The following is a 14,629-nucleotide window of genomic DNA, read 5'->3' on the forward strand; positions in this document are numbered from 1 at the left end:
ACTTTTTACAGTCAAATTCAAGAAACAGAAGGAACTTTAACTTCAGCGAAGAAAATTCACGGTAAAGAACTATCTTACAACAATATTGGAGATACTGATGGAGCCTTGGAAACATTAAAAGAATTTCAAGAGCCTACCATTGTAGCTGCAAAACATGCAAATCCTTGTGGAATAGGAAGCGCTACCACCATTTCCGAAGCTTTTCAGAAAGCTTACGATGCGGATCCAGTTTCTATATTTGGTGGAATCGTGGCTTCTAATTGTGAAATTGATAAGGCAACGGCCGAAATTATGAGTGGAATTTTTCTGGAAGTAATCGTTGCGCCATCTTTTAGCAAAGAAGCTTTAGAGATTTTAACAGCGAAGAAAAATCTACGATTACTGGAATTGCCAGAAATATTAAAATCGGACTACACTTCCTTTAAAGGAAAAACAGTTCTAGGAGGTTTCTTGATTCAGGAAATGGATCAGAAATTGATTGGAGAAAAAGTAGAGGTGGTTACAGAAAGAAAACCATCTGAAAAAGAAATGGAAGATTTGATGTTTGCATGGAAAACAGTAAAACATGCAAAATCAAATGGAATTGCCATAGCAAAAGATAAAACAACAAGTGGCGTTGGTCCCGGACAAGTTAGTCGTATTTGGGCTTTAGAGAATGCCATTCGTCAGGGAGCAGATCGAATTGCAGGAAGCGTATTAGCTTCTGATGCATTTTTTCCTTTCTCGGATTGTGTTGAAGCGGCTCATGCTGCAGGAATTACTGCTATTATTCAGCCTGGAGGTTCAATTAGAGATAAGGATTCTATCGAAGCTGCGAACAAATTTGGAATTGCTATGGTATTTACAGGAATGAGACATTTTAAGCATTAAAATAAGATAACAGAGATATAGCTAACCATATGGGATTTTTTTCATTTTTAACTCAGGAGATTGCGATTGACTTGGGAACAGCAAATACCATCATTATCTGTAACGATAAGATTGTAGTTGATGAACCCTCTATTGTAGCTCTCGATCGTCGCACCGAAAAAATGGTGGCGATTGGCGAAAAAGCTCGCCAAATGCAGGGGAAGACTCACGACAACCTAAAAACCATTCGTCCGCTTAGAGATGGTGTAATCGCCGACTTTAATGCAGCCGAACAGATGATTCGTGGGATGATCAAGATGATCAACAAAAAGCCTCGTTTATTTCCGCCATCTTTGCGAATGGTAATTTGTATTCCTTCGGGAAGTACAGAAGTTGAAATGAGAGCGGTTCGAGATTCTTCTGAACATGCCGGAGGACGAGATGTTTACATGATTTACGAACCAATGGCTGCGGCTATCGGAATTGGAATTGATGTGGAAGCTCCTGAAGGAAATATGGTGGTTGACATAGGAGGTGGAACAACTGAAATTGCTGTGATTTCTTTGGGAGGTATTGTAACCAATAAGTCGATTCGTATTGCAGGTGATGATTTAACTTCAGATATTCAGGAGTATATGCGTCATCAGCATAACATCAAAATTGGAGAACGTACAGCCGAGGAAATCAAAATCCAGGTTGGATCAGCTCTTTCTGAATTAGAGGAACCACCTAATGATTTTCGTGTTCAAGGTCCTAATCAAATGACAGCACTTCCTATTGAAGTTCCTGTTTCGTATCAGGAAATTGCTCACTGTCTCGAAAAATCAATTTCAAAAATTGAAATTGCGATCCTGAGTGCATTGGAACAAACGCCTCCCGAGCTATACGCTGATATTGTTAATAGAGGAATATATCTTGCTGGAGGTGGAGCTTTGCTTCGTGGTTTGGATAAGCGATTAACTGATAAAATAAATATTCCATTTCATATTGCTGAAGATCCATTACGGGCCGTAGCACGTGGAACAGGTATAGCATTAAAAAATGTAGATAAGTTTTCATTCCTGATGAGGTAATCAGGAGTGAAACTTATTTTGGTTGAACAGGGATTTGATTTTTTGAATGAAGAATTTATTACATTTTATCGTAAGATTTCATTTTACGATCTTATTTGTTATAATCGAAATATTCTGTATGTTGTTGTTGGTTAGTTACAATAACTATCAGAAAACCGAATTCCTGAATTCCAGTAATGCCTTTACTGGGAATATCTATGAGAAGGTTTCATCTACAACCGATTATTTGGCTCTCGCCGAAACCAACGAAGAATTAAATAAAGAAAACACCCGGCTTAAGAATATTCTGGGGGAGTCCTACAAAATGTCAGCGGATTCGTCGGTTTTTTATAATGATACATTGTATCAGCAACAATACATTTATCGTACTGCTAAAATTATTAACAATTCGGTTAATAAACAGTTGAACTACATTACTCTAAATAAGGGAAGTTTAAATGGAATTCGATCCGAAATGGCGGTTGTTACCGATCGAGGTGTAGTAGGAGTTGTGAAAAGTGTTTCCAAAAATTTCTCCACAGCAATTTCTTTGTTGAATAGCCGAATTAGTGTTTCAGCCAAAATCAAGAAAAATAACTATTTTGGTTCTCTTACCTGGGATGGATTGGATTATAAAAGTGCTCGTTTGTACGAGATTCCTGTTCATGTGGCAATTCAAGTAGGTGATACCATTGTTTCTAGTGGCTATTCTTCCATTTTTCCAGAAGGTTTGTTATTGGGAACCATTCAGGAAGTATTGCCAAGTTCAGGAGGTAATTTTCATGAAATTATTGTGGCTTTTTCCAACGATTTTAGAAGCATATCATACGTTAAGGTAATTGGTGATTTAATGAAGGAAGAGCGTTTAGAACTTGAGAAAGGAGAATTAGAATGAATAAGTCATTAAAAAATTTGCTCCGATTTATTATTCTTGTGTTTATACAAGTAGTCATTTTGAATAACATTCAAATCAATGGTTTTATCAACCCATACCTGTATGTATTATTCATTTTATTACTTCCCTTCGAAACGCCAAGTTGGCTACTGTTGGTTTTTTCTTTTATTTTGGGTTTAAGTATCGATATTTTTTCAAACACACTGGGAATGCATGCTTCGGCCTGTGTATTTATGGCTTATTTGCGTCCTTATGTGTTAAATTATTTATCTTTACGTGATGGTTATGAACAAGGAACAAGTCCGTGCATCTCGAATTATGGATTTGCTTGGTTCTTTAAATATAGTATGATATTGGTGCTAGCTCATCACTCTTTTTTGTTTTTTATTGAAGTTTTTTCATTTTCGAACTTAAGTGAAACAATGATTCGGATTTTTCTGAGTAGCTTGTTCACCCTAAGCTTACTAATAACCTCACAATTCTTACTGTATAAAAAATAGATCAATTAGCACGTAAAAATGAATAATTTCTCAAACCGAAAATACATAATTGGCGGAATATTCATTCTGCTTGTTCTGATTTTCATCGTGCGATTGTTTAACCTTCAAATCGTTGACGATACCTATAAATTATCTGCAGAAAACAACTCACAGCGACAAGTTACTCAATATCCGGCAAGGGGATTAATATATGATCGTAATGGAAAATTGTTAGTTTACAATCAAGCCGCTTACGATCTTATGGTTATTCCTAGGCAGTTGCATGCTTTTGATACTTTGGATTTTTGTAAATTATTAGGAATCGAGAAAAACGATTTGATCGATGGAATAAAGAAAGCAAAACATTATTCGTACCGTAGAGCTTCTATCTTTTTAAAGCAGTTATCCTCGGAGAGGTATGCCGTTTTGCAAGAGAAATTGTATAAGTATCCTGGCTTTTTTGTTCAAACCCGAACCTTACGCAAGTATCCATATAAAAGTGCGGCTCACACCTTGGGATATCTTAGAGAAGTAACCAATCAGGAAATAAAAAGCGATCCTTATTTTCGTCAGGGAGATTATATAGGTAAAAGTGGAATAGAAAGAACTTACGAAAAAGAATTGCGTGGTGAAAAAGGTGTAAAGATGTTTTGGGTTGATGTTTACAACCGAATAAAAGGTTCTTTTCGCGATGGAAAATTTGATAAAAAAGCTGTTTCCGGAAAAAATTTAGTCAGTAGCTTAGATATTGACTTGCAGCAATATGGGGAATTATTGATGCAGAATAAAAAAGGCGGGATTGTTGCCATAGAACCTAAAACAGGAGAAATTCTTGCGAAAATATCAAGTCCTGGCTACGATCCCGAAATGTTTGTAGGACGAGCGATGAACAAGAATTATCAGATGATGGTGCAGAACGATACATTAAAACCATTGTTTGATCGAACCATGTTAGCTCTTTATCCTCCAGGATCTATTTTTAAGTTGGTTAATGCGTTGATTGGTCTTCAGGAGGAAGTAATTAATCCATCAACAAGATTCGAATGTTACAATGGTTATCATGTTGGTAATTTCACCATGGGATGTCATTCGCATGAGTCGCCTCTCGATTTGCGCCATGCAATTCAACACTCTTGCAATTCCTACTTTGCAAATGAGTTTCGAGCTATTTTGGAAAGTCCCAAGTTTGGTTCGGTTCAGAATGGTTATGTTCAGTGGAGAAAAGACGTTACTTCTTTTGGTTTTGGCGATAAGTTGGGAGTTGATTTACCCAACGAGAAAACCGGTTCAATTCCTACCAATGAGTACTATCAGAATAAATACCGTGAGAAATGGAGATCTTTAAATATTATTTCGGTGGCAATTGGGCAGGGAGAATTGCAAATTACCCCCATGCAAATGGCCAATATGGTGGCAGCAATAGCCAATAGAGGATATTATTACCTTCCTCATATTATTAAGTCGATTGGAGATGAACTTACACCGGCTGAAAAATATCAGGAAAAGCACTATACAAATGTCGATTCCAGTCATTTTATTCCAGTTATTGATGGAATGGAGATGGTGGTGAGTGGAGGAGCTGGGAGTACGGGTACTTTGGCTGCCATAAAAGACATACGTGTTTGTGGAAAAACTGGAACTGTTGAAAATTCTGATGAAGCTGATCATTCCGTTTTTGTGGCTTTTGCACCTCGGGAAGATCCTAAGATTGCTATTGTGGTTTATGTTGAAAATGGAGTTTGGGGTAGTCGCTATGGAGCTCCCATTTCTGGTTTAATGATTGAAAAATATTTAAAAGGAGAGATTGCTGAAAATAAAAAATGGTTGGAAAAGAGAATGCTTGATTCAGATTTGATTCATACCATTAAACCGGATATTAAGAATTAATTAAGGCAAGTAGGAATGACAAGAAGGGTGAGTTTGGTAAAAAATCTGGATTGGTGGACAGTTTTTATGTATGTTCTGCTCGTTTTTATGGGCTGGGTAAATATTTACGCAGCTGTTTACAACGAAGAACATCAAAGTATTCTGGATATTAGTCAGAGGTACGGAAAGCAGTTGATGTGGATTGGAGCTGCTTTTTTTCTTTCTTTTGTTATTTTACTTATTGATGGAAAATTCTTTTCAGCCTTCGCTTATCCTGTTTACTTTTTCATGATTGTTCTTCTTATTGCTGTTCTCATATTTGGTAGGGAAGTAAATGGAGCTCGTTCGTGGTTTCAATTAGGATCAATACGATTGCAACCAGCTGAGTTTGCTAAGTTTGCAACTTGTTTGGCTATTTCCAGATATATTAGTCAATTTAATTTTAAGATCCATAAATTTAAATCTTTACTTGTTGCAGGAATCATTCTCTTTACTCCTGCAGTATTAATTATTCTTCAGCGCGATGCAGGTTCAGCATTGGTTTATTCGGTATTCGTTTTGGTTCTTTATCGAGAAGGACTTTCTGGTGTGGTTTTATTTGTTGGCTTATTATCGGCCATACTGTTTATTGCTACCCTACTTTTACCGAAACTACAAGTCATCCTTCTTATCATTGCATTTGCTTTTGTTTGTTTAAAATTTGTTGACTTACGCTTTAAACAAATCGGTATAGGTTTACTGAGTATTGCCCTTTGTTTTGCATTTATTTGGGGAATTGAGATGCTATTCCAATGGAATATTTCCATTTATGCCATGGTTTTAGTTTCTCTTGCAGTGAATTTGATTCCTTTTTTGTTTTATATTTATAAAGAGCGATTGAGAAAAGCAGGCTGGGTATTTTTAATTGCTCTAGGGAGTTTGTTTTTTTCTTTCTCTGTTGGTTATCTATTCGAAAATGTTTTGGAGTCACATCAGCAGGAAAGAATTAACGATTTATTGGGCATTGAGTCGGATCCTTCAGGAGCAGGCTATAATGTAGCACAATCTAAAATTGCCATTGGTTCGGGAGGGTTTTCGGGCAAAGGTTTTTTAAATGGAACCCAAACAAAATTTAAGTTTGTGCCAGAGCAAAGTACCGATTTTATATTTTGCACTGTAGGCGAGGAATGGGGTTTTCTAGGTTCGACCTTTGTTTTGTTCTTGATCCTGAGCTTAATTATCCGCTTGTTATTTTTAGCCGAAAGGCAAAGAACTCCATTTAGTCGAATTTATGGCTATGGTGTTGCCTGTATTCTATTTTTTCACCTGGCTATTAATGTTGGAATGACCATTGGTTTGGCTCCTGTAATTGGAATTCCCTTGCCCTTCTTTAGTTATGGAGGTTCTTCTTTGTGGTCGTTTACGATTTTACTATTTATCTTTCTTCGGTTGGATGCAAATCGTTTGGAATTACTACGTTAATTCTATGGTTCTTATCTACATAGTCAATCAGGTCTTTCATAAAATAGGTAAACTCTTCTTCAAATGCATCGTATTCATTGTGAAGGGTAGAAATTGCAAAGTCTGTCTGATCAGGCAAACTAGTATGGCGAGACATAATTGCTAAGGCTGCTTGTATTCCTTCAATTTTAGAATAGCTTTCCATTCTTCTACTTTGAATCATGAAGGGAAGAAATAGTTTCACCTTTTTTGGAAGCAGTAAATAGTTTCTTATTAAAATTTCATGTGATTTATTTACGAATGTCCCGATGGCTTGAGTGTGATATAGATGCCAGTTCTTGGCTAAAAAATGATCATACAAAACATCTACAACAACTCCGGAATATTTTTGATAGCCTTTTTTGAGTCGCTTAGAACTTTTAATAACCATTGGATGACGATCGGTAAAGTGATCGATATTTCGATGAAGAAGAATGCCTTTTTGTATTTCGGGATGGTATTTCTCGTAATTTCTACCTTTGATGTAATCACCAATAAAATTACCAATCCTAATTTTCTCTGATTCTCCAGATAAATATTGATGCGCTAGAAAGTTCATAGTTTACTGGTATCGTTTGTCGAAAATAAGAATTAATTGGGAAAGCTAACTGTTTGTATTGCTAGAAAAGGATATCAGTGAGTAATTTTTTAAGTGAAAAAGTTCTAAACCACACAAGTTATAACGCTTCTTCGAGAATATCAATTTTTTCAATGTTATTTATCAATTAGCTCAAAATAAATAAGTTGGGTGCTTTTAAATTAGTTGAATTCCTTTATTTTTTTTAATTTAAGTACTCACACTTATCTATTAATTTTAACTAAATAAAGAGAAGTTATGGCTAAAAAGAATGTTCTAATTATTGGTGCAGCGGGTCGTGATTTTCACAATTTCAATACCTATTTTCGCGACAATCCAGAGTACAACGTATTAGCTTTTACTGCAGCTCAAATTCCCGATATTGATGGTCGGAAATACCCTGCAGAATTGGCTGGAGAGCTTTATCCCGAAGGAATACCAATTTATTCTGAAAACGATTTGGTTTCTTTAATCAAAGAAAATTGTATTGATGATTGCATTTTTTCTTATTCGGATGTGCCTTACAAACGAGTAATGCATATCAGTGCAATTGTGAATGCCGCAGGTGCAAATTTTAAACTACTTGGTCCTGGTGATACTTCCATCAAAAGTCGTAAGCCAACTATTGCGGTACTTGCTACTCGAACCGGATGTGGAAAATCTCAGACATCAAGAAAAGTAATTGAGGAGTTAATGAGTAAAGGTCTTAGGGTAATTGCCATTCGACATCCAATGCCTTATGGCGATTTGGTGGCTCAAAAAGTGCAACGATTTGCTTGTTTAGAAGATTTGCAAAAGCACAATTGTACCATTGAGGAAATGGAAGAATACGAACCCCATATTATTAGAGGTAATGTAATTTATGCTGGTGTTGATTACGAAGCCATTCTTCGGGCTGCTGAGGAAGATCCTGATGGTTGCGATGTTATTTTATGGGATGGCGGCAATAATGATTTTTCCTTTTACAAGCAAGATTTGACCATTACAGTAGCCGATCCTCATCGACCAGGAGCCGAACTGAATTACTACCCAGGGGAGGTTAATCTTCGATTGGCAGATGTGGTGGTAATCAATAAGATGGATTCAGCTTCACCCGAAGGAATTCAGACAGTGCGTGAAAATATTACAATGGCTAATCCCAAGGCAATAGTGATTGATGCTGCTTCTCCAATTCATGTTGATCATCCTGAATTAATTCGTGGCAAACGGGTTTTAATTGTTGAAGATGGTCCTACCTTAACGCATGGTGAAATGAAAATTGGTGCGGGAACAGTTGCTGCTCGTAAGTTTGGAGCAATAGAAGAAGTAGATGCAAGACCTTATCTTATTGGAAAGTTGAAGGAAACTTTTGAGATTTATCCGAACATAGGTCATGTTTTACCAGCCATGGGTTATTCTGATCAACAGCTAAAGGATTTGGAGTCAAGTATTAATGCTTGCGATTGTGATTCGGTGATTATTGGAACTCCCATTGATCTAAATCGGATTATTAATATCAAAAAACCAACAGTTCGTGTTTCTTACGATTTGGAAGAAATAGGATATCCTAAACTGTCTAATGTGATTGATCAATTTATAAAGAAAAATCAGTTGGATAAGGAAATGGTTTAAAATCAATTTAAATAAAAAATAAAAAGGAAAGAGCAGGGTATGTCTGCTCTTTTTATATTTTTGCTTCATGTTTTAGGAAAATACAAGGATCTATAAAAAGCAGGTGAAAAACACAACCTTATTTTTGATATGTAGTATACTTTCTTTTACTAAATATGCCACAGTTCATTGTAAGGTGTCAATGAGAAATTACTAATTATATCTTCCGTTTTTATTTATGAATAATTCCCTTTTTTTAAGTTTGATTCAAAATACTGCTTTGCTGCTGTGTTTTAGTATGTTGTATGAATACTTGTGGCTTAAAAAAGTTGGCATTGTAAATTTCTGGAAAAAAGCAATGAGTGGCATTATTATCGGTCTCATAGGAGTGGTTCTGATGATGTCTTCGTGGGAGTTAACTCCTGGAATAGTGTTTGATACTCGTTCGGTTATTTTGTCTATTTCAGGATTGTTTTTTGGGCCTGTTCCAACAGTAATTGCCATGTTAATTGCTGGTACTTATCGCATTATGCTAGGAGGTGAAGGGGTAGTTATGGGCTTAGCAGTCATCATTAGTTCAGGTGTGATTGGGATCATATGGGAAAGATTATGGTCATTCATAAGGGTAAAGAGGATTTGGTTGTATTATCTTTTTTTAGGAATTGTGAACCATGCTGTAATGTTAGCCTGCACATTATTTTTACCGTCCGATCTTATTGTACCTACCCTTGCACAAATAAGTTTGCCATTACTTCTTATTTACCCTTTGGCCAATTTATTTCTAGGTTTATTTATGAACCGCCAAAAAGAAAATTGGAACAATAGACTTGCCTTACGAAAGAGTGAAGAAAAATATTCTCGTTTGTACGAAAATATGAATGAAGCGTTGGTCGTTTTGGATATGAACAGTTGTATTACCGAATTTAATTCCGCTTATCGTGAAATGTTGGCCTATTCGGAGGAAGAGTTAATTGGTATGAGATGTAGCGATTTAACGCCAAGCAAATGGCTGGGAATGGAACAGCGAATCATTGATGAAGAGGTAATGGTTTATGGAAATTCTAGCCTTTATGAAAAAGAATACATCCGAAAAGATGGAAGTTTAGTTTTTGTTGAAATTCGAATTCATTTATTGAGAGATGGAAGTGGGCAGCCATCAGGATTCTGGACAATGGCTCGAGATATTTCTACTCGTAAAAAAGCATTAAGGCAAATTGAACACGAGCGATCACAGCTAAAAATATTGATTGAAACTGTTCCTGATATGATTTGGTTAAAAAGCACGAAAGGTGTTTACTTGTCATGCAATCGAACTTTTGAAAAATTTAATGGATTTTCTGAGAATGAATTGATTGGAAAGCAGGATTCAGATCTTTATCCTCAAGAGGTAGCCGATTTTTATGCGCAGAAAGACTTGGAAGTATTGAAAGCGGAGAAAACAATTCGCTTCAGCAATTGGTCCGTTTCTGCTTTAAATGGGAACAGTATTTTAACCGAAACTATAAAAACACCAATGCATGATGCCGAGGGTGTTTTAATTGGTGTATTGGGAATTTCTAGAGATATAACAGAGATTAAGCGTACCGAAAAAGAGTTAATTAAAGCCAAACAAAAGGCTGAGGAAAGCGATAAGTTAAAATCGATTTTCTTAGCAAATATGAGTCATGAGATCCGTACTCCTATGAATGCAATTATGGGTTTCACAGAGCTACTTGTTGACCCAGAAGTGGAAGAGGATGATAAAGCTCAATACATTAATATTATTCAAAATTCAGGAAATAGATTGTTGGGGATTATTGATGATATCGTGGATGTTTCAAAGTTGGAACTAAATCAGGCTGGAGTTCATAAATCTGAAACTAATTTGCATGCGATATTTCAAAGTAGCATCGAAACAGTGAAAAAAAGTGTTCTATTTGAAGAAAAACCACTAATCGATCTGGTTCTTAAATTGCCTGAAAAAAATAAAGATCTGACCGTATTAACAGATTCCAACCGGGTGCATCAAATTTTGGATAATTTACTGAAAAATGCAATCAAATTTTCGAAACAAGGTATTGTAGAAGTAGGTTATAAACTCGCAAATAAGTATTCAGGAACAGTAATTGAAGTATATGTGCAAGATGAGGGGTGTGGAATCCCTGAAAATAGAATGGATATTATTTTTGAGCGATTTAGACAAGGCGACGAAGAGAATTTTATTGATGGGACAGGACTTGGATTGACCATTTCTAAAGGACTTGTTAGTTTGCTAGGCGGAGAAATTAGATGCACCTCGGAAGAGGGAAAAGGGAGTACTTTTTATTTCACAATTCCTTATTTCGAAAGTGAAACTAAGCTAATGGATGACTCGAACTTTGCTTCGTTGGAAAAATCTTTGGACCATAAGATGATCTTAATTGTAGAGGATAATTACAATTCATTTTTATATCTCAGCAAGTTGCTGGAAGACGAAAGAGCAATGGTTTCGCATGCTTTAAATGGAAATATGATGATGAAAATGTTGGATGATGTAGATCCAGATTTAGTGATTCTTGATTCTAAAATTAATGGTGACATTTCTTCGAGATATCTTTCCGATTTAAAAGCAAGAAATATAAAGGTAATTGCCCATACAGCTTTCGACATAAAAGGACAAGAGGACAGGTATCTTGCGTCGGGTTGGCATGGATATATTTCTATGCCAATTGGTAAAGCTGAATTTTTAAAGGAGCTTCGTAGGGTACTTAATTAGTTCTTGCTAAATTAAAATTGAGTAGTAATCTATATTTTAAGAAATCATCAAACAACTAAAATAGTTGCTAGTTTGGGTTAAAATTAAGAGTCAATATTCACGCCAGATATTTTACTTTCTCAACATGAAAGTCTTATCTATCTTTTTGTTTAATTGAAGAGGTTAAGCTCCGAATTTATCGATATTATTTATATATTCGTGTGCATGGAATTGAATTTACTTTTAGCTGCTCTCTCAACTTTTGTTCTTAATATCCCTTTTGGCTATATCCGGCAAGCTTATAAAAAATTTTCGGTGATGTGGTTTGTTACCATTCACGTGCCCATTCCGTTTGTTATTTTATTTCGACATTTATTTGGTTTGGGTTTTCAGCTGTATACCTATCCTATTATGGTGAGTGCCTTTTTTTTAGGACAATTTTTTGGTAAAAAAACACGAATCCTACTTAATGCGAGAAAACTACAATCGAAAGAAATAAAAAAAGACCAACTTTAAAGTTGGTCTTTCGTTTAAGCTAAGGATATTGTGCTTACAATTTTTCTTTTATTTTTTTTGTTGCTTCCTCATAACCTGGCTTTTCAAGTAAGGCAAACATATTGTTTTTGTATGCCTCAACACCTGGTTGATCGAATGGGTTTACATTTAAAATATAACCACTAACTCCGCAAGCCATTTCAAAGAAGTAAATAAGTTCTCCCAAGAAAAATGCATTCAATTGAGGCATTTCAACACGAAGATTTGGCACGCCACCATCAACATGAGCCAACTGAGTTCCTAATTCGGCCATTTTATTTACATCATCAATGTGTTTTCCAGCCAAAAAGTTCAATTTATCAAGATTATCTTTGTCTTTTGGAATCAATAGACTATGGTTTGGTTTTGCTATGGAAATAACAGTTTCGAAAATAGAACGTTGTCCTTCTTGTATGTATTGACCCATTGAGTGCAAATCGCTTGTGAAATCCACACTTGCAGGAAAAATACCTTTATTTTCTTTTCCTTCACTTTCGCCGTAAAGTTGTTTCCACCATTCAGCAACAAAGTGCAATTTTGGATTGAAATTGGCTAAAATTTCAATTCCCTTGCCTTTTTGGTAAAGTGCATTTCTAGTGGCAGCATAAAGTAAGGCGGGATTTTCTTCAAAAGCAGTTGTTGCAGAATGCTCCTGCATCGATTTAGCTCCTTTTACCAATTGCTTGATATCATTTCCAGCTACAGCAATGGGAAGCAATCCAACTGGTGTTAATACAGAAAAACGACCTCCAACATTGTCTGGAATTACAAATGTTTTGTATCCTTCCTGATCAGCTAAAGTTCGCAATGCTCCTTTCGACTTGTCGGTAATGGCTATAATTCTTTCTTTAGCTTCTTCTTTGCCAACATTTTCTTCCAATAGTTCTTTTAACAAACGGAAGGCAATAGCAGGTTCAGTTGTAGTTCCTGATTTAGAAATTACGCAAATACCAAAATCAAGTTCTTTAACGATTTCCATTAATTCAAATAGATAATCTTCGCTAATGTTTTGGCCAGCATACAGTACAAGTGGGTTGTCATCACTAGTGTTTAGTTGATCAAAGCTATGAGCTAATGCATCATTAACCGCTTTAGCACCCAGGTACGATCCGCCAATACCAATTACTACAAGTACCTCTACTTTTTCTTTAAGAGATTTGGCTGTTGCTTCGATATCGTCTAACTCTTCCTCAGTAATTTCAGAAGGTAGATTTACCCAACCAACATAATCATTTCCCTTACCGGTTCCAGCTTGAAGAGCAGCCATATGTTTTTCACTCTCTTCTTTAAATTTGAATATCTCTTCTTTGCTTACAAAGTTTAAAGATTTTTCAAAGCTCAACTTGATGTGTTCCATTATTTTCAAATTAAGTGTAAAATCCATATCTGTCAGAACCGATGCCCCCCTCAGAGCGAATGACAGAAGTGATTTTAGTGTGTATAATTAATTAAATATATTTCAATTGAAGGCAATTGATGGTTTCCTAGTTATTTTATTCAGATTAATAGGAGCTCATCTGTTCCAGAATCAAATTTACAATAGAAAATTAGTTTTAACGTAAATCTTCTGTTAATAATTTAATTTCGATGGCTGGAGATATTTTTTCGAATAGAATATTGTAAACGGCCATCGTAATTGGCATATGAACTTTGTAAGCTTCATTAATTTCTTTGATGCAACTAACAGCATAATATCCTTCTGCGATCATGTGCATTTCTAATTGGGCAAATTTTACAGAATATCCTTTTCCAATCATGGTTCCAAAAGTTCTGTTCCTACTAAATTGAGAATAGCAAGTTACCAATAAATCGCCAAGGTAGGCCGAACTTTTAATGTCTCTTGAAATGGGATGAACTGTATCCACAAAGCGTTTTATTTCCTGAATAGCATTGGAAATTAATACCGCTTGAAAATTATCACCATAACGAAGTCCGTGGCAAATTCCTGCAGCAATAGCAATTACGTTTTTCAGAACTGCGGAATATTCCGTTCCATAAATATCATCCGAAATGCTAGTTTTAATATAGGCACATTCTAGTTTTAAAGCTAAATTTCTGGCTTTTTTTGTGTTTTGAGAAGCTATGGTGAGATAAGAAAGTCGTTCTAGGGCAACCTCTTCGGCATGACATGGCCCCGAAATAACGCCAATATTGCTAAAAGGAACGTCATATTTTTCATTGATAAATTCACCAATAATCATATTTTCATCGGGTACGATTCCTTTAATGGCCGAAACAATAAATTTATTTTTAATGCTTACGGTTAGGTTTTTGAGTGCGTTTTTAAGAAATGCAGAAGGAATGGCTAAAATGATGATGTCGGAATTCTGAACAATTTCATCCAAATTATGGGAGAAATTGATTTTACGAACATCAAACTCGGCACTGGTTATGTAGCGTGGGTTGTGCCCCAATTGTTTGAATTGTTCGATGGTGTCGGGGTTGCGCATGTACCAGTTGATACTTGCTACATTCTCCATTAAAATTTTTGCAATGGCAGTTGCCCAACTTCCTCCTCCTACAATGGCAATTTTTGATGATTTATTCATTCGATGTATCTATTCGTCTGTTTAAGTAGACTATTTTTAGTAGAAA

11 protein-coding genes and 1 pseudogene are annotated in these 14,629 nt (G+C 35.7%); 9 read left to right on the plus strand and 3 right to left on the minus strand.

Annotated elements, in window-relative coordinates; genetic code table 11:
- The 6 genes and pseudogenes from purH to rodA form a co-directional block, all read left to right on the plus strand.
- A pseudogene (gene purH / locus ABYT26_RS12170) lies at positions 1–870 on the plus strand (bifunctional phosphoribosylaminoimidazolecarboxamide formyltransferase/IMP cyclohydrolase); the annotation flags it as partial.
- 29 nt (positions 871–899) lie between these two features.
- Complete coding sequence (locus ABYT26_RS12175; protein ID WP_372754252.1) at positions 900–1,922, plus strand: rod shape-determining protein; 1,023 nt, start codon at positions 900–902, stop codon at positions 1,920–1,922.
- Between the two features lie 46 nt (positions 1,923–1,968).
- Positions 1,969–2,796: a rod shape-determining protein MreC gene (mreC, locus tag ABYT26_RS12180; protein WP_372754254.1), complete on the plus strand. Its 828-nt coding sequence runs from the start codon at positions 1,969–1,971 to the stop codon at positions 2,794–2,796.
- Positions 2,793–3,296 (plus strand): rod shape-determining protein MreD, encoded by a 504-nt coding sequence (gene mreD, locus ABYT26_RS12185; protein WP_372754256.1) that lies wholly within the window; start codon positions 2,793–2,795, stop codon positions 3,294–3,296. Before mreC ends, mreD begins: the two co-directional genes overlap by 4 nt.
- Before the next feature lie 18 nt (positions 3,297–3,314).
- A complete protein-coding gene (mrdA, locus tag ABYT26_RS12190) occupies positions 3,315–5,162 on the plus strand; it encodes a penicillin-binding protein 2 (protein ID WP_372754258.1) in 1,848 nt (615 codons plus the stop codon).
- A 15-nt stretch (positions 5,163–5,177) separates the two neighbouring features.
- On the plus strand, positions 5,178–6,602 hold the full coding sequence (rodA, locus tag ABYT26_RS12195) for a rod shape-determining protein RodA (RefSeq protein ID WP_372754260.1): 1,425 nt from the start codon (positions 5,178–5,180) through the stop codon (positions 6,600–6,602).
- On the opposite strand, the gene ABYT26_RS12200 is transcribed toward rodA, so the two are convergent.
- Positions 6,556–7,179, minus strand: a complete 624-nt coding sequence (locus tag ABYT26_RS12200) for an ACP phosphodiesterase (RefSeq protein WP_372754262.1) — start codon at positions 7,177–7,179, stop codon at positions 6,556–6,558. The two genes, rodA and ABYT26_RS12200, sit on opposite strands and share 47 nt — an antisense overlap.
- Positions 7,180–7,455: 276 nt before the next feature.
- Here ABYT26_RS12200 and ABYT26_RS12205 point away from each other — a divergent pair, with 276 nt between their 5' ends.
- The 3 genes from ABYT26_RS12205 (at position 7,456) to ABYT26_RS12215 (ending at position 12,016) form a co-directional block, all read left to right on the plus strand.
- The gene (locus ABYT26_RS12205; RefSeq protein WP_372754264.1) at positions 7,456–8,808 is read left to right on the plus strand and encodes a cyclic 2,3-diphosphoglycerate synthase; all 1,353 of its coding nucleotides are present in this window, start codon (positions 7,456–7,458) and stop codon (positions 8,806–8,808) included.
- 277 nt (positions 8,809–9,085) lie between these two features.
- Positions 9,086–11,521, plus strand: a complete 2,436-nt coding sequence (locus ABYT26_RS12210; RefSeq protein ID WP_372754314.1) for a PAS domain S-box protein — start codon at positions 9,086–9,088, stop codon at positions 11,519–11,521.
- A 204-nt stretch (positions 11,522–11,725) separates the two neighbouring features.
- On the plus strand, positions 11,726–12,016 hold the full coding sequence (locus ABYT26_RS12215) for a hypothetical protein (RefSeq protein WP_372754266.1): 291 nt from the start codon (positions 11,726–11,728) through the stop codon (positions 12,014–12,016).
- A gap of 34 nt (positions 12,017–12,050) precedes the next feature.
- On the opposite strand, the gene ABYT26_RS12220 is transcribed toward ABYT26_RS12215, so the two are convergent.
- Positions 12,051–13,391 carry a glucose-6-phosphate isomerase gene (locus ABYT26_RS12220; RefSeq protein WP_372754268.1) on the minus strand — a complete coding sequence of 447 codons (1,341 nt, stop codon included), beginning with the start codon at positions 13,389–13,391 and terminating at the stop codon, positions 12,051–12,053.
- A gap of 196 nt (positions 13,392–13,587) precedes the next feature.
- The gene (locus ABYT26_RS12225; protein WP_372754270.1) at positions 13,588–14,583 is read right to left on the minus strand and encodes an NAD(P)H-dependent glycerol-3-phosphate dehydrogenase; all 996 of its coding nucleotides are present in this window, start codon (positions 14,581–14,583) and stop codon (positions 13,588–13,590) included.
- Between the last annotated feature and the right edge of the window lie 46 nt (positions 14,584–14,629).

It is taken from the genome of Labilibaculum sp. (assembly GCF_041595635.1).
In the GTDB taxonomy this organism is placed as follows: Bacteria; Bacteroidota; Bacteroidia; order Bacteroidales; family Marinifilaceae; genus Labilibaculum.

Coding starts and splice junctions, on each gene's coding strand:
- mreD (WP_372754256.1), top strand. CDS start 2,793: ATGAATAAGTCATTAAAAAATTTGCTCCGATTTATTATTCTTGTGTTT.
- ABYT26_RS12205 (WP_372754264.1), top strand. CDS start 7,456: ATGGCTAAAAAGAATGTTCTAATTATTGGTGCAGCGGGTCGTGATTTT.
- mreC (WP_372754254.1), top strand. CDS start 1,969: ATGAAGAATTTATTACATTTTATCGTAAGATTTCATTTTACGATCTTA.
- ABYT26_RS12200 (WP_372754262.1), bottom strand. CDS start 7,179: ATGAACTTTCTAGCGCATCAATATTTATCTGGAGAATCAGAGAAAATT.
- rodA (WP_372754260.1), top strand. CDS start 5,178: ATGACAAGAAGGGTGAGTTTGGTAAAAAATCTGGATTGGTGGACAGTT.
- ABYT26_RS12225 (WP_372754270.1), bottom strand. CDS start 14,583: ATGAATAAATCATCAAAAATTGCCATTGTAGGAGGAGGAAGTTGGGCA.
- mrdA (WP_372754258.1), top strand. CDS start 3,315: ATGAATAATTTCTCAAACCGAAAATACATAATTGGCGGAATATTCATT.
- ABYT26_RS12210 (WP_372754314.1), top strand. CDS start 9,086: ATGTTGTATGAATACTTGTGGCTTAAAAAAGTTGGCATTGTAAATTTC.
- ABYT26_RS12220 (WP_372754268.1), bottom strand. CDS start 13,391: ATGGAACACATCAAGTTGAGCTTTGAAAAATCTTTAAACTTTGTAAGC.
- ABYT26_RS12175 (WP_372754252.1), top strand. CDS start 900: ATGGGATTTTTTTCATTTTTAACTCAGGAGATTGCGATTGACTTGGGA.
- ABYT26_RS12215 (WP_372754266.1), top strand. CDS start 11,726: ATGGAATTGAATTTACTTTTAGCTGCTCTCTCAACTTTTGTTCTTAAT.